This window comes from Salinispora fenicalii (genome assembly GCF_000514815.1).
GTDB lineage: Bacteria > Actinomycetota > Actinomycetes > Mycobacteriales > Micromonosporaceae > Micromonospora > Micromonospora fenicalii.
Map to the genome: position 1 here is coordinate 232,655 of NZ_AZWQ01000009.1, position 16,770 is coordinate 249,424.

General features: G+C 71.5%; 13 protein-coding genes. 9 read left to right on the plus strand and 4 right to left on the minus strand.

The genetic code is table 11. The annotated features are described in order from the left end of the window. Positions 1 to 6 precede the first annotated feature (6 nt). Complete coding sequence (locus tag B116_RS0102620; RefSeq protein WP_027659137.1) at positions 7 to 495, minus strand: YbaK/EbsC family protein; 489 nt, start codon at positions 493 to 495, stop codon at positions 7 to 9. Between the two features lie 557 nt (positions 496 to 1,052). On the opposite strand from B116_RS0102620, the gene B116_RS0102625 reads away from it, so the two are divergent. From B116_RS0102625 to B116_RS0102665, 9 genes are all read left to right on the plus strand, one after another. Further along, positions 1,053 to 1,505 carry an SAV_6107 family HEPN domain-containing protein gene (locus tag B116_RS0102625; protein WP_027659138.1) on the plus strand — a complete coding sequence of 151 codons (453 nt, stop codon included), beginning with the start codon at positions 1,053 to 1,055 and terminating at the stop codon, positions 1,503 to 1,505. 127 nt (positions 1,506 to 1,632) lie between these two features. Further along, positions 1,633 to 2,415: a hypothetical protein gene (locus B116_RS0102630; protein ID WP_018721499.1), complete on the plus strand. Its 783-nt coding sequence runs from the start codon at positions 1,633 to 1,635 to the stop codon at positions 2,413 to 2,415. Beyond that, positions 2,412 to 3,998: a DNA polymerase Y family protein gene (locus tag B116_RS0102635; RefSeq protein ID WP_027659139.1), complete on the plus strand. Its 1,587-nt coding sequence runs from the start codon at positions 2,412 to 2,414 to the stop codon at positions 3,996 to 3,998. The genes B116_RS0102630 and B116_RS0102635 overlap by 4 nt, the downstream gene beginning before the upstream one ends. 24 nt (positions 3,999 to 4,022) lie before the next feature. Further along, on the plus strand, positions 4,023 to 7,397 hold the full coding sequence (locus B116_RS0102640) for an error-prone DNA polymerase (protein ID WP_027659140.1): 3,375 nt from the start codon (positions 4,023 to 4,025) through the stop codon (positions 7,395 to 7,397). 97 nt (positions 7,398 to 7,494) lie between these two features. Further along, positions 7,495 to 7,674 (plus strand): hypothetical protein, encoded by a 180-nt coding sequence (locus tag B116_RS0102645; RefSeq protein ID WP_027659141.1) that lies wholly within the window; start codon positions 7,495 to 7,497, stop codon positions 7,672 to 7,674. An 80-nt stretch (positions 7,675 to 7,754) separates the two neighbouring features. Continuing rightward, complete coding sequence (locus B116_RS0102650; protein WP_033667247.1) at positions 7,755 to 8,525, plus strand: class I SAM-dependent methyltransferase; 771 nt, start codon at positions 7,755 to 7,757, stop codon at positions 8,523 to 8,525. Beyond that, positions 8,522 to 9,760 carry an alkaline phosphatase family protein gene (locus B116_RS0102655; RefSeq protein WP_027659143.1) on the plus strand — a complete coding sequence of 413 codons (1,239 nt, stop codon included), beginning with the start codon at positions 8,522 to 8,524 and terminating at the stop codon, positions 9,758 to 9,760. The genes B116_RS0102650 and B116_RS0102655 overlap by 4 nt, the downstream gene beginning before the upstream one ends. 61 nt (positions 9,761 to 9,821) lie before the next feature. Then, on the plus strand, positions 9,822 to 11,081 hold the full coding sequence (locus B116_RS0102660) for a DNA polymerase IV (RefSeq protein ID WP_027659144.1): 1,260 nt from the start codon (positions 9,822 to 9,824) through the stop codon (positions 11,079 to 11,081). A 114-nt stretch (positions 11,082 to 11,195) separates the two neighbouring features. Further along, positions 11,196 to 11,591, plus strand: coding sequence for a DUF3040 domain-containing protein (locus B116_RS0102665; RefSeq protein ID WP_018223247.1), 396 nt, complete (start codon positions 11,196 to 11,198; stop codon positions 11,589 to 11,591). A 52-nt stretch (positions 11,592 to 11,643) separates the two neighbouring features. On the opposite strand, the gene B116_RS0102670 is transcribed toward B116_RS0102665, so the two are convergent. From B116_RS0102670 to B116_RS0102680, 3 genes are read right to left on the minus strand one after another with little or no spacing between them, the layout of a single operon-like run. After that, positions 11,644 to 14,100: a transglutaminase family protein gene (locus tag B116_RS0102670; RefSeq protein ID WP_027659145.1), complete on the minus strand. Its 2,457-nt coding sequence runs from the start codon at positions 14,098 to 14,100 to the stop codon at positions 11,644 to 11,646. A 16-nt stretch (positions 14,101 to 14,116) separates the two neighbouring features. After that, positions 14,117 to 15,409, minus strand: coding sequence for a DUF58 domain-containing protein (locus B116_RS0102675; protein ID WP_018721507.1), 1,293 nt, complete (start codon positions 15,407 to 15,409; stop codon positions 14,117 to 14,119). Position 15,410: 1 nt separating this feature from the next. After that, positions 15,411 to 16,463, minus strand: a complete 1,053-nt coding sequence (locus tag B116_RS0102680; protein WP_027659146.1) for an AAA family ATPase — start codon at positions 16,461 to 16,463, stop codon at positions 15,411 to 15,413. Between the last annotated feature and the right edge of the window lie 307 nt (positions 16,464 to 16,770).

Sequence of the window (16,770 nt, forward strand, 5' to 3'; positions counted from 1 at the left end):
GCCCGCTCACGCCACCTCGGTCGGTGTGCCGCCGGTTAGCCGCAGCAGCTCCGGATAGGTGGTGGGGAAGACCGCGCGGGGTACGCCGCCAGCGGCCCAGATCTCGTCGTACTTGTCGAGGGCGGTGTCCACCAGGGTGCGCAGCGGCCGGGGGTGGCCGACCGGGGCGACTCCACCGATGACCTGCCCGGTGTGTTCGCGGACGAACTCCGGCGTGGCCCGCCGGAGTCGGGCGACGCCGATCGCCGCGGCGAGGCTGACGGTATCCACCCGGTGCGCTCCGGAGGTCAGCACCAGCAGCGGCCCGTCGGCTGTCTCGAAGACCAGGGAGTTGGCGATCTGCCCGATCTCGACATCGAGGGCGGCGGCGGCCGCCGCGGCGGTGTGGACGGCGTCGGGCAACAGGCGAACAAGGCTGGGGGCGCCAGCGCCGTCGCGTATGCCAGCGCCGTTCAGCGCCTCCTGCGTCGCCCGTACTTTCGGGTGTGGGTGCATCCGACCATTCTTCCCGGTGCGCCCCGGGTGATTTCGTTGGCCACGCCAGTGGTGGTGGTCGCTGGGTGGGCGAGCCCGAGGTGGCGACCGTGGCGGTCAGGTCGCCCAGGTTGACTGCGGTGACGCGGCGGCATTCGTGTCGTCCGACGTGCGGCGACGCACGGCACACGTTGTGTTTTTCTCGGCGGGAGGGTGTACTGTCAGCAGTAGTTAGAACGGGTGTTCGAAAACCGAGGGTTTGTTGCTTCGCATGCTCGTTCCGACAGCCGGTGCGGTGTTTCGCGGCACTGCTCCGGGCGGGTGCGGCACCGCGGGCCGCGCCCAGGGCCATGGGCGGTCGCGAGCCCTGGCCCGTCAGGCGGGAGCGTCGCCCGCCGCCCACGACCCCCGGCGGCGGGCGACGAACCTGCCGGTCCTGCCGGCCGGGTGTGGTGTGGGGAAGCGTCCATGCCCGGCCGGCCCCCGCCGGTGCGTCTTCCTCCGCACCGCTCGACCCGGCGGCCCGTCGGCGGATCCGTCCGTCGAGGTGGCGCCTCGGCCCCTGGAGGAGACAGAGCATGCCGATCAAGCCAGCTCCGGTGCCGACGGTGCCGGCCCACATGCTGCCGCAGCGCACCCCTGTCCAGCTCCTCACGGTGGCCCGTCGCGGGCTCGCCGAAGCTGCCCGCACCAGCCCTGACGGTCTCCGCTACGCAGCGGCCCACCTGGCTGCTCTGCGGGCCGCCGCGGCGTTGCTCGCTTCCCGTGCTCGCCCCGTACCGACTCGGCGTAGCCGGGTTACCAGTGTCTGGGTCCTGCTCGCCGGTGTCGCCCCCGAGCTCGACGAGTGGGCTCGGTTCTTTGCCCTGACCGCCGGTAAGCGCGCCGCTGCCGAGGCTGGCATCCCGCGGGTCGTCACCTCCCGGGAGGCCGACGATCTGCTGCGTGCCGCCGAGGAGTTCGTGCTGGTGGTGGAGGCCGCGCTCAGCATGGCGCGAGCGCCGTCCCTTGGCGGCGGCCTGGCGGCCTGAGCCGCGGCGACGCGAGGGGTGCTGACAGCAGGACGAATATCTTCCATTAAGTCCGTTTTGTGAGTTATTAAGCTATTTGTAAATGTGCTGATTCGTCGGCACGACAGCACGACAGGGGGTAGGTCCGATGGCGGGCCGCATGGTGGTCGGTTCCGCCGCATTGGCGGGTCTGGTGCGTCCGGCGAGTGCGCCGGACGCGATCGGGGGGCGGCGGGTGCTGCCGGTCACCCCCGAACTGACCAGCCTGCTGCCCAACCGGGGCCTTCGTCGCGGCAGCACGATCTCGGTCGCCGCTGGCCAGCCCCGGCACAGCGGCGCCACCTCCCTGGTCCTGGCGCTGCTCGCTGAGGCGTCCCGGGCCGGCTCGTGGTGCGCCGTGGTCGGGGTGCCGACTTTGGGGGCGGTCGCCGCTGCCGAGCTCGGGATCGCCCTGGACCGGCTCGCCCTCGTGCCGCATCCGGGGCCCGAGTGGGCCACCGTCGTCGCCACGCTGATCGACGGGGTGGATGTCGTGGTCGCCGCCACCCCGGGCGCAGTGTCTACATCGGTCGCCAGCCGGCTGGCGGCGCGGACCCGGCAGCGGGGTAGCGTCCTCGTCTCGTACGGACGGTGGGACGGCGCCGACCTGACCCTTCAGGTGATCCGGGGAGTCTGGCAGGGAGTCGGTGTCGGCCGGGGCCGGTTGCGGCGGCGGGAGGTCACCGTGGCGGCGCGGGGGCGAGGCGCCGCCACCCGTCCCCGGGAGGTGACGATCTGGCTGCCTGGTGCTGGTTCGACCCAGGTGCTTCCGGACTCGACCCATGGCGCCCGGGCGGCTTCGCCCACGGGACGTTCCGGCGCCGGGCGACTCCGAGCGGTGCCATCGGTCACCGACGCTCCCCGGCCGCTCACCCTGGCCGGTTCGGCGTGACCGGGCTCCGCACGATGGCGCTCTGGTGTCCGGACTGGCCAGTGGTCGCCGCTGAGCTGGTGGAGGGGGTGCCCGCCACCGATCCGGTCGCGGTACTGCACGCCAACCGGGTGATCGCCTGCTCCGAGCAGGCCCGGGCCGGGGGAGTGCGCCGAGGACTACGGCGGCGGGAAGCGCAGAGTCGGTGCCCCCGACTCACCGTTGTCGTCCACGATCCCGCCCGGGACACCCGAGCGTTCGAGCCGGTGGTGGCGGCAGTCGAGGAGTTGGTGGCCGGGGTGGCGGTGGTCCGTCCCGGGATGTGCGCGGTGCCGGCCCGGGGCCCGGCCCGCCACCTCGGTGGCGAGGAGGTGGCGGCGGAGCGGATCATCGAGCAGGTCGCCCAGGCCTGCGCGGTGGAGAGCCAGGTCGGCATCGCTGACGGGGAATTCGCCGCCGGGCTGGCCGCCCGCAGCGGCCAAGTGGTCCCCCCGGGCGGGACACCGCGGTTCCTCGCCGACCAGCCGGTCGAGGCACTCGGTCGACCGGCCCTGGCCGACCTGCTGCGTCGGCTCGGTATGTGTACCCTCGGCGACTTTGCCGCGCTGTCCCCCGGCGACGTGCTGGCCCGATTCGGCGCCGACGGTGCGCTGGCCCACCGACTGGCCACGGGCCGGGACCACCGCCCGCTTGCGGTTCGGCGGCCTCCGGTAGACCTGACGGTCACCGCGGACCAGGACGAACCGCTCGACCGCGTGGACGCGGCGGCCTTCGTCGCCCGCACGCTGGCCGAGCAGCTGCACGACCGCCTCGCCGGGTACGGGCTAGCCTGCACCCGCCTCGGGATTGAGGCGGTGACCGCGCACGGCCAGGAACTGCACCGGACCTGGCGGCACGACGGTCTGCTCACCGCCACCGCCATCGCCGACCGGACGCGGTGGCAGCTCGACGGGTGGCTCTCGGGTGGCCGGTCGGGTGTCGAACCGGCGCGGCCCACCGCTGGCATCGTCCGGCTACGGCTGGTGCCCGACGGGGTGGTCGAGGTGGGGGCCCTCCAGCCCGGCCTGTGGGGAGAGGCCGGGGAGGAGCGGGACCGGGCCCACCGGGCGTTGAGCCGGATCCAGGGTCTCCTTGGCCCCGAGGCGGTGGTTACCGCGGTGCTCGGCGGCGGACGCTCCCCGGCCGACCAGGTGCGCCTGGTGCCGTGGGGCGATGAACGCCGGTCAGCCCGCCCCGGGTCCCCCACGTCGGGGTGGAAGCCGGACCGGCCGGGGGAGCCGCCGTGGCCGGGCCGGCTTCCACCACCGGCGCCAGCGGTGGTGCTCCCTGAACCGCTGGTCGCTACCGTGCGGGACGTCGTCGAGGAACCCGTCGTGGTCAGCGCACGCCTGGCAGTGAGTGCGGCACCGGCGTGGCTCACCATCGGGGCCGGCCGGTCGGTAGCGATCACCGGGTGGACTGGTCCGTGGCCGGTTGACGAGCGGTGGTGGGAACCGGCAGAGGCCCGACGGCGGGCCCGGTTCCAGGTTTGCCTCGCCGATGGTGCCGCCCTGCTACTCGCGGTTGAGGGCGGCCGGTGGCTGGTGGAGGCGAGCTATGACTGATCTTCACGGCGCAGGCGGCCACCGATGAGCTTTCACAACTCGGATCTGTCGTGGTTGGAGCTGGAGCGGGTGCTCAGCGGTGAATCCACCCGGGGCCAACGTCGTACCCGCGACGGCGAGCGGCATCTGCACGTGGTGGACCCGCTGGCGGTAGAGGCCGACGGCGGCGATGCTCCCACGTGGGCCGGCAGGCGTCCGTCCCATCCGTCGCCGGTGCTAGCCGGCTCGGATGATGTAGTGCCGTACGCCGAGTTGCACGCGCACACCAACTTCAGCTTCCTCGACGGTGCCAGCCATCCGGAGGAACTGGCCGAGGAGGCCGCCCGGCTGGGGCTTACTGCTCTCGCGGTGACCGACCACGACGGCTTCTACGGCGTGGTGCGCTTCGCCGAGGCGGCGCGTGCCCTGCACCTGCCGACGGTCTTCGGCGCGGAACTCTCTCTCGACCTGCCGGGCACGCCCAATGGCGAGCCGGACCCGCTCGGGCGGCACCTGTTGCTGCTCGCCCACGGCCATGAGGGGTACGCCCGGTTGGCCGCCACCATCTCCCGGGCCCAGCTACGCGGTGGCGAGAAGGGCCGTCCGGTCTACGGGGAGTTGGCGGAGGTCGCGGCCGAGCTGCGGGACCACGTGTTGGTGCTCACCGGCTGCCGCAAGGGCCACGTGCCGGCCGCGCTGCTCACCGAGGGAGTCGACGCGGCGGCCCGGGAGCTGGATCGGCTGACCGCGCTGTTCGGCACGGAGATGGTGGCGGTGGAGTTGACCGACCACGGACATCCGGTCGACACCGACTGTAACGACGCCCTCGCCGAGCTGGCGGAGGCCGCGGGGCTACCGACAGTGGCCACCAACAACGTGCACTACGCCACTCCGGGTCGGCGTCGGCTGGCCACCACACTTGCCGCGGTCCGGGCCCGACGCAGCCTGGACGAGATCGACGGCTGGCTACCCGCTGCCGGCACCGCCCATCTGCGTAGCGGTGCCGAGATGGCGGCCCGGTTCGCCGCCTATCCGGGGGCTGTGGCCCGGGCCGCTGAGTTCGGCGCGGAACTCGCTTTCGATCTACAACTCGTCGCCCCGGCGCTACCGGTGTATCCGGTGGGGTCCGGGCACACCGAGATGAGCTGGCTGCGTCATCTCACGGCGCGGGGGGCACGCGAGCGTTACGGCCCGCCGGAGGCGCACCCCGAGGCGTACGCGCAGCTTGAACATGAGCTGAACATGATCGAGGAACTGGGCTTTCCCGGCTACTTCCTGGTGGTCTACGACATCGTCACGTTCTGCCGTGCGCAGGACATCTACTGTCAGGGCCGAGGGTCGGCGGCGAACTCGGCGGTCTGCTACGCGTTACGAATTACCAACGTTGATGCGGTCCGCCACCGGCTGCTCTTCGAGCGTTTCCTCGCCCCGGAGCGGGATGGGCCACCGGACATTGACGTGGACATCGAGTCTTCCCGTCGAGAGGAGGTCATCCAACACGTCTACGCCCGGTACGGGCGGGAGCGCACCGCTCAGGTCGCCAACGTCATCTCGTACCGGCCCCGGTCGGCGGTGCGGGACGTAGCGAAGGCGTTCGGGTTCTCGCCCGGCCAGCAGGACGCCTGGAGCAAACAGATCGATCGGTGGGGTTCGGTCGCCGAGGCCGATGTCGAGGGCATCCCCGAGCCGGTGGTGGCGTACGCCGACGCGGTGCAGACCTTTCCCCGGCATCTGGGCATCCACTCCGGTGGCATGGTGATTTGCGACCGGCCGGTGATCGAGGTGTGCCCGGTGGAGTGGGGGCGGATGCCCGGCCGGAGCGTGCTCCAGTGGGACAAGGACGACTGCGCTGCCGTCGGGTTGGTCAAGTTCGACCTGCTCGGCCTCGGCATGCTCGCCGCGTTGCACCACGGTTACGACATGATCGGGGCGCGGCTCGAACTGGGCGACATGACCCTGGATGACGCCGAGGTCTACGACATGCTCTGCCGGGCCGACTCGGTCGGGGTGTTTCAGGTGGAGAGTCGCGCCCAGATGGCCACCCTGCCCCGGCTCAAGCCCCGCTGCTTCTACGACCTGGTGGTGGAGGTGGCGCTGATCCGGCCTGGACCGGTCCAGGGCGGCTCGGTGCATCCGTACATCCGGCGTAAGAACGGCCAGGAGCCGGTCACCTTCGCGCATCCGCTGATGCGTAACGCACTGGAGAAGACCTTGGGCGTGCCGCTGTTCCAGGAGCAGCTTATGCAGCTCGCCATCGATCTGGCCGGCTTCGACGCGGCTGAGGCGGACCAACTGCGCCGGGCGATGGGGGCCAAGCGGTCGGCGGAGCGGATGGCTAAGATCGCCGATCGGCTCTACGCCGGTATGGCCGAGCGGGGCATCACCGGTGAGCTGGCCGACGATGTATACCGCAAGCTGACCGCGTTTGCTAGCTATGGCTTCCCGGAGAGCCACGCGATGAGCTTTGCCTATCTGGTCTACGCCAGTTCCTGGCTTAAGCGGTATCACCCGGCGCCGTTCCTGGCCGCGCTGCTCAACGCCCAGCCGATGGGGTTCTACTCGCCGCAGACCCTGGTGGATGACGCCCGCCGGCACGGGGTGGAGGTCCGTCGGCCGGATGTCAATGCCAGTGGTGCCGACGCAGTCCTGGAGTCCACCTCGAACACCCGTTGGGGAAGCCAGCCGGGGGAGCCGTCGCACGCGTGGGGGCTGGGTGGTCCGGCGGTTCGGCTCGGGCTGGGCAGCGTGCGTACGCTCGGCGTGGAGGCGGCCAGGCAGATCGAGACCGAGCGGGCAGCGCATGGGCCGTATCGAGATATGTCGGATCTGGCCCGGCGGGTAGGTCTGACCGCCGGGCAACTGGAGGCGCTAGCCACCGCGGATGCCTTTGCGTGTTTCGGCGTGACCCGGCGGCAGGCGCTCTGGAGCGCTGGGGCGGCAGCCCAGGAGCATCCCGACCGCCTACCCAACACCGCGCCCGGCACGGTCGCGCCGATGCTGCCCGGGATGGCGGCGGTCGATCGTCTCGTCGCGGATGTCTGGGCGACCGGGCTGTCGCCGGAGAGCCATCCAGCCCGGTTCGTCCGGGATCAGCTCGACGCCCTGGGAGCGGTGCCGATCGCTCGGCTTGCGCAGATGGAACCGGGTCGGCGGATTCGGGTTGGCGGGATCGTCACCCACCGGCAGCGTCCGGCAACCGCGGGTGGGGTCACCTTTCTCAACCTGGAGGACGAGACGGGGATGCTCAACGTCACCTGTTCCCCCGGGCTGTGGCAGCGCTATCGGCAGGTGGCGAAGAACAGCGGGGGACTGGTGGTCCGGGGTCTCCTCCACCGGCACGAGGGGGTGATCAATCTCACCGCTGACCGGCTGGACCCGATTGAACTCCCGGTTCGGCCGGCCGCCCGTGATTTTCGGTGATCATTAAGTGATTCAGGTTACGGTTTTTCGTTTTGGGTGGCAGGAGAATCCTGCCCGCGCTGGCAACGTGGCCCGCGCGGTACGAGGGGATGAACCGATGATGGGGGATCGCGCCTACAACGGTGGGGTGGCCAACACGAGCCGGACCCGGCTCGGCGCCGGATGGGTGCCTACCCATCACGCCGAGGCCCGGGAGTACGAGATCACCGAGGGGCCGGTGGCGAATTCGGTGCGTTCGCGGCACGAGGAGGAAGCCGTCGCCGGCGGCGAGTCCTGACCGGCGGCGAATCCTGACCGGCCCCGAGTCCTGACCCGCGGCGAGTCCGGACCGGCCAGCCGTTCCGGACGGGACTGGACGTGGTGACTAGGCTGGTCGAGGTGGAGCAGACCCGAGGGCGGCTCGCTGGCCCGCCGTTGACCCCGCGTACCGCTGTCATCTGGTCGGTGCTGCGCGCCGAGCTTGACCGCCGTGCCGGCACCGACCTGACCGTACTCGACGTGGGTGGGGGCACCGGCGGCTTTGCGGTCCCGCTCGCCCAGGCCGGGCACCGGGTGACCGTGGTGGACGCCAACCCCGACGCCCTCGCCGCGCTGACCCGTCGCGCTATGGACGCCGGGGTTGCCGACCGGGTGCGCGCGGTGCAGGGCGACGGTGACGCGCTCGCCGGGCTCGTGGAGCCGGCCAGCGTGGACCTAGTGCTCTGCCACGCCGTCCTGGAGGTGGTTGACGACCCGGCGGCGGTGGTCGCCGCACTGGCCGGCGCGCTGCGCACTGGTGGTGCCGCGAGCGCGCTGGTCGCCGGGCGGGCCGCCGCCGTGCTCGGTCGGGCCATGACTGGCCAGTTGGATGTCGCCGCGCTCCTCGCCGCCGACTCCTCCGGAGCCGCCGGTCCCCGGGACACTCTGCGGCGGCGCTTCGCCGCCGAGGAGGCGGCCGCGCTGCTCACGGCCGCGGGTCTGGAGGTCGAGGAGATCCACGGCGTACGCGTCCTCACCGACCTGCTGCCCGCCGCGGTCGCCGATGGTCAGCCCGCTGCCCTGCTGGAGCTGGAGTTGGCGCTCGCCGCTCAACCGCCCTGGCGGGACCTCGCCGCCCAGTTGCACCTGTTCGCCCGTCGGCAGGCATGACCAGCCCGCCGGAGCAACCCCGCCTGCCCGGCACCTCGCCAACGTGGGCCGGTGCCGGTTCGCCCGCCGCGGCTGACTCCGGTGCGAGCGACCCGTTTGGGATCCTCGCCCCCCAGTACGGCGCGGCGAGCCTCGCTGACATCCTGCCCGCCGCGCTCGCGGCGCTGGGAGTGCCCGGCGCGACCGACGTGCTCGGCCTGACCGCCATGCTCGACGGTGTGCGCCGGATCGCCGTGCTGTTGGTGGATGGGCTTGGCTGGCATCAGATTCCCACCGCCACGCCGTACGCACCGACTCTGGCTGGACTGGCCGCAACCGTCGGTCGGCCGCTCACCTCCGGCTTTCCGTCCACCACTCCGACCAGTCTGGTGACCCTGGGCACGGGCACTGCCCCGGGCGCGCACGGCGTGCTCGGGTTCACCCTGCGAGTCCCCGGCACCGACCGAGTGCTCAACCACATCGATTGGGCTGGTGACCCGGAGCCGTTGCGCTGGCAGCCCGTCCCCACCCAGCTGGAACGGGCCCGGGCTGCCGGGGTCCAGGTGACCGTGGTGAGCCGGCCCGAGTTCGGCGGGAGCGGCCTCACCCTGGCGGCTAATCGGGGCGGCGACTACCGGGGTGCGGCGGGCGTTGATGAACTGGGCCGGGAGATGCTGGCCGCGCTGACGGTCGGCGCCGGGCCCACTCTGGTCTCTGGCTACCATCCGGACCTCGATCGGCTTGGCCATCTCAGCGGGGTCGATTCGGCGCCCTGGCGTGCCGCCGCGGCCGATGTTGACCGGCTGCTGGCTCGTCTCGTGGCAGGGCTGCCGTCGGACGCGGCGTTGCTGGTCACCGCCGATCACGGTCAGCTCGACATTCCCGCCGAGCACCGGTTCGACCTGGACACCGACCCGCGCCTGCGCGCCGGCGTGACGGTGGTGGCCGGCGAGCCCCGCGTCCGCTACCTACACGTGCGGCCCGGCGCCCAGGACGACGTGGTGGCCACCTGGTCGGCCGTGCTCGGCGCTGCCGCTCGGGTCACCACCCGGGCCGAGCTGGTGGCGGCTGGCTGGTTCGGCCCGGTGCCCGAGGAGCACCTGGGCCGGATCGGGGACGTGGTGGTGCTCTGCAACGGCAGCTACGCCGTGTTGGCCACTCGTTCCGAGCCGCCGATGGCGAGTCGGTTGGTGGCGTACCACGGTTCGGACACCGCGGCGGAGATGACGATCCCACTGCTGGTGGTCCGGGCCTGAGCTGCGGGTTTGTTGCCGCGCCGCTGGCTGGGGCGGGGACACCCGCAATAGCCTTCCGGGTATGGGCCGCAGCCAGTCGTTGCCGCGCGGCGGCGACCCGCGTTTCGGGCCGGACGCCGACGACTCCGGATGTCGAGTGCTGCACGTTGACATGGATGCGTTCTTCGCCGCTGTCGAGGTGCACCGCCGGCCCGAGCTGCGCGGGCGGCCGGTCGTGGTCGGCGGGATCGGGCCGCGGGGCGTGGTCAGCTCGGCGAGCTACCCAGCCCGACGGTACGGCGTCCGCAGCGCGATGCCGACCGCGCGGGCCCGGGCACTCTGCCCACACGCGGTCTTCCTGCCGCCCGATTTCACCGCCTACACGACCGCCTCGCGCAGGGTTATGCAGATCTTTCGGGATGTCACCCCGTTGGTCGAGCCCCTCTCCTTGGACGAGGCCTTCCTCGACGTGGCCGGTGCCCAGCGGCTGTTCGGCCCGCCGTCGGCGATCGCCCGGCTGATCCGCGAGCGGGTGGCGACCGAGGTGGGGCTCACCTGCTCGGTCGGGGTGGCGCCGAGCAAGTTCGTTGCGAAGCTTGGCTCGACGCGGGCCAAACCGGACGGGCTGCTGGTGGTGCCGACCGCGCGGGTGCTTGATTTTCTGCATCCGCTGCCGGTGGAGGCGCTCTGGGGGGTTGGGGAGCGGTCGGCTGAGACGCTGCGCCGGCTCGGCCTGGTCACCGTCGGCGAGCTGGCGCAGGCGCCGGACGGGATGCTCCGTCGGGCGCTCGGTACCGCCGCGGCTCGGCATCTGCACGAGCTGGCGTGGGGACGGGACCCGCGGCGGGTGACCCCGGAGCGGGGGGAGAAGTCGGTCGGTGCGGAGGTGACGTTCGACGTCGACGTGACCGATCGGCGGGAAATCCGTCGGGCTCTGCTCGGGCTCGCCGAGAAGGTCGGTGCCCGGCTGCGCGCCTCCGGCCAGGTGGGGCGGACGGTGGCGTTGAAGGTGCGGCTGGCCGACTTCCGTACCATCAGCCGCTCCCGCAGCCTCGACTTCCCGACCGATGTCGGTCGGGAGATGTTCGACACTGCCTGGGCGCTTTACACCCTCCTCGACCCCGAAGAGCCGATCCGGCTGGTCGGCATCCGGGCCGAGCAGATCATGCCCGTCCGGGATGCACCTCGGCAACTCGTCCTCGGTGAGCCCGCGCGGGGATGGCGGGAAGCCGAACGCGCCATTGACGCCGCCACCGCCCGGTTCGGGCGGTCCGTCATCGGTCCAGCCAGCCTGTTGCACGCCCGTGACCAGCACCTGAGGGAAAATCAGCGCCGGCCATAGGTCGTCCCGCTTTCCGACGCGCGAGGGCCCTCGTAGACTTGCGGGTAAGCAGCTGGTTGGCTGCCACGGTCTGTCGGCCGCCCGGGCCGACCAACATGACCGGGGAGGAGTGCCGTGCCGCTCTCGGAGCACGAGCAGCGGCTGTTCGATCAAATCGAGCGGTCGCTTGCCGAGGACCCCAAGTTCGCCTCGGCCGTGCGCGCCAGCGACCCGCGTTTCCATGCGCGGCGTCGTCTGCTCATCGCTGCCGGCGTGGTCGTCGTCGGCCTGTCCCTGCTGGTGTATGGCGCGGTGATCAAGACCCCGCCACTGGCGGTGGCGGGTTTCGTCGTCATGTTGGCCGCGTTGGGCTTCGGGGCGCAGTCGCACCGGCGGTCACAGTCCCCCGACCTGCATGTCGTAGGTGGGACGACGACGCGCCGCCGGTCCCGTGGGCGGTCGGGGCGTAGACCGTCAATTCTGGACCGGATGGAGGATCGGTGGCGGCAGCGCCCGGAGGGGCGCCGTTGAGCCCTTGACCGTCCCGCCCCAACCGGCGACGACCGGTTGGGGCGGGTGTGGGTCAATGGGAACGGCGGTCGGCGAGTAGCCGCCGTGGGCTCCAGCGTAGGGTCGCGGCCCGGAATCGGCCGTAGGACGACACCAGGCGGGCCGAGGCGTCTGCGACGGCACCCCGCCACCGCAGCAGCATCGATGGGGGCAGGGCTTTCGCCAGCAGGCGCGTGCGCCGGTTGGATCCCGCGACGAGCGCGGCCCGGACCCGGCGCAGGGCCGGCAGCAGCGGCTCCCCGGGGTGCGGATCCTGGGCGTAGCGGGCGAGTTCTTCGGCCCGGCCCAGTAGCCGTACCGCCGACGCGGCCTCGCTGTCCGCATGGAAGGTGTCTCGGGCGAGCCGGCTGGCGGTGGCGCGCGGCGTTTCCGCCCCGTCGATCCGTTGCCGGAAATCCACCAACGTGTCCAGCAGTTCGTCCCAGGCCGTGTGCGCGTCGGCCCGTGCCCGGTCCGTGTCGGCCAGCACCACCATACGATGGTTACCCGAAGGCACCCCGCCCGTGGCCACCCCGGCCCGCCCGGTCGACGGCATCCGGCTGCCCCTGCGCCGTCGGCGCAGGGCGGACCGCTGTAGCGCCGGGGCAGTGAGCAACAGGAGCAGGGCCAGAGCCCCGATCGACCACCAGAGCCAGGACGATCCGGGATTGGTGGGGGCGTCGGTGCCACTCGGCTGCCCAGACAGCTCCTCCTCCAGCCCTTCTTCCAGCTGGTTCTGATTCGTCCCGGAGTCCGACCCGGCTGGCCCCGCTGTCGCGCTCGGCCCCGGGGCGGCCTCTTCCTCCTTCACCTCCAGATCGGGGGCCCAGTCGGACCGGACGGCCCCCGGCACGCCGTAGGCGGGCGTGGCGTCAAACGGTACCCAGCCGAACCCGTCGAAGTAGACCTCGGTCCAGGTATGCAGGTTGCGGTTGGTCACCACATAGGCTCCACCGTCGGTTTTGTTGCCGGTGGTGAACCCGAAGGCGACCCGTGCCGGAATGCCGGCGGCCCGAACCAACCACGCCATCGCGGCGGCGTACTGCTGACAGAACCCGACTTTATTGGTGAGGAAGTCGACGATCTCCGCACCGCTGGTGCCCCCCTCGGTGCTGAGGGCGTAGCTGAACCCGTTCTCCGTGGAGAAGTGGTCATAGATGGCACGCACCTTGTCGTACTCGGTGCGCTGGCCCTGGGTGAGCTCGTCCACCAACGCATCCACCGCGGGCACCTTCGGCGTGAGCGTATGCCAGTTGAGGCTGTGCTCGGCCGGGAGCGGGCGGGCCTGCCGTAGCGCCGTCGGGGAGTAGGTCGACCGTACGTACTCGAACTCGTAGCGCTTGCCCGACGAACGCTCCTGGTTGGAGAAGAGGACCTGTTGGCTCGTGTCGAAGGACCATCTGCCGTTCAGCTTGATCTGCGCCAGATCGGCGTACACCGGCAGCAGCGGCATGTTGAAACTCTCCGTCACCTCGACCGTTGCCTGGTAGCGGGCGCGGGTGATTCCCTCCCGGTCCGGCACGGTCGGGCTGAACTCCCGGTTGACCGATGGACCCCGGGGAGACCGCGGCCGGAAGCCATCGCTTCGCAACTGGTCGGCCGTGCCGAACCGTAGATAGGAGGGGGACGGGTCATTGGTGGTCACCTTCGCCAGGTCGGTGGTCTCGCTCTGGTTGAGCTGGCCGCGGAGGGCCGAGAAGAGGTTGACCTGGCCGGTTGCCCCCCGGCCCGCTCCGCTGCCCTCCCCGGTGCCCGGGCCGAGCGTGTCGAGTAGGCCGCCAGCCATCCCCGGCGCCGCCAGCGGAAGCAGGACCGCGACCGCGACCCCGACCGCCGCGAGCCGACGCCCGGTGGCGGCAAGCGGGGAGGCCTCCCACCCGTCCACTCCCCGGCCGTCGCCGGTGAATCGCCGGCCGAACCGGCGCACCCGGTCGACGTTGTCGGCGGCCAACAGCCACAGGTAGCCGGCCGCGCCGATGATGAACGGCACCGGCGGGACGCTCTCCACGTAGATGGCCACCGGGACCGAGTAGATGGCCAGCATCGGCAGGCCGGCGAGCGCGGGTCGGCGCAGCCCGACCGCCATCAGGTCAACCAGCACAGCGACGCTGCCGATGCCGAGTACGGTGAGGAACAGCATCGGGTCGGTGTCGGGCACCTTCACGCGGTAGGTGCTGATGTCTACCAGCGACGCCTCCGCCAGCGCCCCGAAGTGCCCGATGGTGGCCGGGGTCGGCAGCATGCCCAGCAACTCGGCGCCGGAGGGGAACAGCCACGTTAGGGCGAGCAACAGGCCACCGAGCATGGCCAGCAGCTGCCCCCACAGCGGAGCCCGCCCCAGCCGGGCCAGGGCGGCCACCGCGGCCACCACCGCGACCGCGATGGTCGATTGGACCAGCCAGGTCCAGCGGTCGAAGATGGCCGACAACGGCGCCGCGGCGAGCAGCGTCGCGGCGGCAGCGACCAGACCCAGGTTCCGGTGGGAGATCATGTGCGCGGCCTCCGGTTCATCGTCTGCTCGCCACGGTCTCGGCCGATGCGGCCCGGACAGCGAAGCCCTGCGAGCCCCGGCCGGCCTGCGGCCACAGGGCCGGCAACCGGGAGCCGTGCTCTACGCCGATCACTCGCCAGCCACTTCGTACCAACGCGAGCGCGGCGGCGGCGTGTGCATCCTCGGCCTCGGCCCGGGTATCGGCCGGCAGGGTGAGCCAGGTGGAGCTGTTCTGTAGAAACGCCACGCAGGTGGTGCCGTTGCCGCGCAGCGCGGCCAGTAGTTCGGCTTCAACGGTGCTGAGTGTCCCGAACAGGCCGACGATCAGACCGCCGGCGACGTGATGCCGAACCTCCCGGACCAGCGTAGCGATCTCGGTTCGCTGGTCGAGGCGCGCGTCGGCGAGGTTGTCCAAGAGGAACTCGTGGCCGGTCGCCTCCGTCGCGTCGAGGTCCGTACCGGAGCCGGCGAGCAGCCGTAGCCGGTAGCCGTTCTGCCGCAGGTGCACGGCGATACTCGCGGCGGCGGAGACCGCCCATTCGAAGCTGGCCGTCGGCCCGTCACCGCAGTGCCCGTACGCCCGGGTGTCCAGTAGCACGGTGGCGCGGCTCTCCCAGGGCTGCTCCTCGCGGCGGACCATCAGCTCACCGGTGTGCGCGGTTGACTTCCAGTGCACTCGCCGTAGGTCGTCGCCCAACCGGTACTCCCGGGTCGCCGCATCGTCCTCGCCGTGCACTGCGACCGACCGGGCTCGGCTGTCGCCACCCGCGTACTCGCTGGGAAGCCGGACCGTGGGCAGGGGTACGGCCTGCGGGACCACCGTCAACTGGTCGATGCTGGGGAAGGCCCGGACCACCTCGCATAGACCGAATGGGTCGGCTATCCGGACCACCAGTGGGCCGATCTTGTATCGGCCGCGTATGTCGGCCCGCACGGTGTACGTCACCGAGCTGGCCTGCTGCGCGCCGAGCCGGTCCAACACGACCCGGGGCCGACTGCCCAGTGCGTACGGCAGTCGATCTTCCAGCAGAAGCATGCCGGTGGGCAGGCGGGACAGGTTCTGTAGGCGCAGCACCACGCGGGAATTGGAGCCGGCGGGTACGCGCTCTGGCTCCAGCGAACGATTGCAGGCCAGCTTGTACCGGCTGCGGCCGACGTAGAGCGCTGCCAGTAGCGGCAGGACCGCGAGCAGCACCGCCACTCGGAGCAGATCCCGCTCACCGAGGAGCGTGGCCGAGATCCCCGCCGCGGCCGCCGCGGCGAGGAACGACCGGCCCCGGGTGGTGAGCCCGCGTAGCCCGTCGCGCACCTCACGCCCTCCGCGGCTCGTACGGGGCGCGGCTGCTGTTGGCGGCGGGCCGGGTGTCGTACGACGTACGCCGGCGCTCCTGCGGCAGCGGCAGCCGGTGCACCAGATCGGAGACGATCGTGTCGGTGGTGCGTCGGGCCATCTGGGCGTCGGCGGTCGGGATGATTCGGTGCGCCAGCACCGGTACGGCCAGTACCTGCAGATCGTCGGGGAGGACGTAGTCGCGCCCCTCGAGCGCAGCGACCGCGCGGGCGGTGCGCAGCAACTGCAGGGTCGCTCGGGGCGACGCGCCGAGGCGGAGGTCGGGAGCCTCTCGGGTGGCGGTGACCAGATCCACCGCGTACTGCTTGACGACGTCGGCGACGTGAATCTGCCGGACGTGGGTGATGAGTCGGCTCACGGTGCTGGCGTCGGAGACCGGCCGCAGCGACTCCAGCGGGTCGCTGGCACCATGCCCGTCGAGCATCGCCAACTCGGCCCCGGAGTCCGGGTACCCCATCGCGATCCGGGCGGTGAAGCGGTCGCGCTGGGCCTCCGGCAGCGGGTAGGTGCCCTCCATCTCGATCGGGTTCTGGGTAGCGACCACCATGAACGGCGTCTGCAGCGGGTAGGTGATGCCGTCTACGGTGACCTGCCGCTCCTCCATGCACTCCAACAGCGCTGACTGGGTCTTCGGCGAGGCCCGGTTGATCTCGTCACCGACCACCAGGTTGGCGAAGACAGCGCCGGGGCGGAACTCGAAGTCATGCGTCTCCTGGTTGTAGACGCTGACGCCGGTGACGTCGCTGGGTAGCAGGTCGGGGGTGAACTGGATGCGGCGTACTGAGCAGTCGATCGAGCGCGCCAGTGCCTTGGCCAGCTTGGTCTTGCCGACCCCGGGGACGTCCTCAATGAGCAGGTGGCCCTCGGCGAGCAGAACGGCGAGGGCGAGCTGCACGGTGGCGGTCTTGCCCTCGATGACCTGTTCGATGTTCGCCACGATGGCGTCGCCGGCGGCGCGGAACTCATCGTGTGGCAGCAGACCGCCCGCTTCGTCCCGGGTCTGTTGTGTCACGGACGTCCTCCTTATCGCCTCGACGGCAGCTCCGTTCGGAGCGTCTGGACCCGCCGTTGGTTCGCGTGGTCACGCGCAAGCCTCGTCTGCCGCAGAAATCTCACTTGCCTGACAGGCTAGCGATGTTTGTCACCGCAGCCGACCGCCCCAGGTGTTCCACGGCATACGTCCGGAATATTTGTCCGTTGGGGGAGGTGTCGAAGGGTGCCGGCCGGGTAGTCCGCAGCCCCGACGCGGTCGGTGGAGTAGGGAGAAGGCGATGGCAGCCGTGGCGGTGCCGGGTGCTCGTAGGCGACGCCGGCCCGGT

Excerpts from the sequence above, each read along its gene's own strand:
- B116_RS0102630 (WP_018721499.1), top strand. The coding sequence starts at position 1,633 with ATGGCGGGCCGCATGGTGGTCGGTTCCGCCGCATTGGCGGGTCTGGTG.
- B116_RS0102625 (WP_027659138.1), top strand. The coding sequence starts at position 1,053 with ATGCCGATCAAGCCAGCTCCGGTGCCGACGGTGCCGGCCCACATGCTG.
- B116_RS0102670 (WP_027659145.1), bottom strand. The coding sequence starts at position 14,100 with ATGATCTCCCACCGGAACCTGGGTCTGGTCGCTGCCGCCGCGACGCTG.
- B116_RS0102660 (WP_027659144.1), top strand. The coding sequence starts at position 9,822 with ATGGGCCGCAGCCAGTCGTTGCCGCGCGGCGGCGACCCGCGTTTCGGG.
- B116_RS0102645 (WP_027659141.1), top strand. The coding sequence starts at position 7,495 with ATGATGGGGGATCGCGCCTACAACGGTGGGGTGGCCAACACGAGCCGG.
- B116_RS0102620 (WP_027659137.1), bottom strand. The coding sequence starts at position 495 with ATGCACCCACACCCGAAAGTACGGGCGACGCAGGAGGCGCTGAACGGC.
- B116_RS0102640 (WP_027659140.1), top strand. The coding sequence starts at position 4,023 with ATGAGCTTTCACAACTCGGATCTGTCGTGGTTGGAGCTGGAGCGGGTG.
- B116_RS0102655 (WP_027659143.1), top strand. The coding sequence starts at position 8,522 with ATGACCAGCCCGCCGGAGCAACCCCGCCTGCCCGGCACCTCGCCAACG.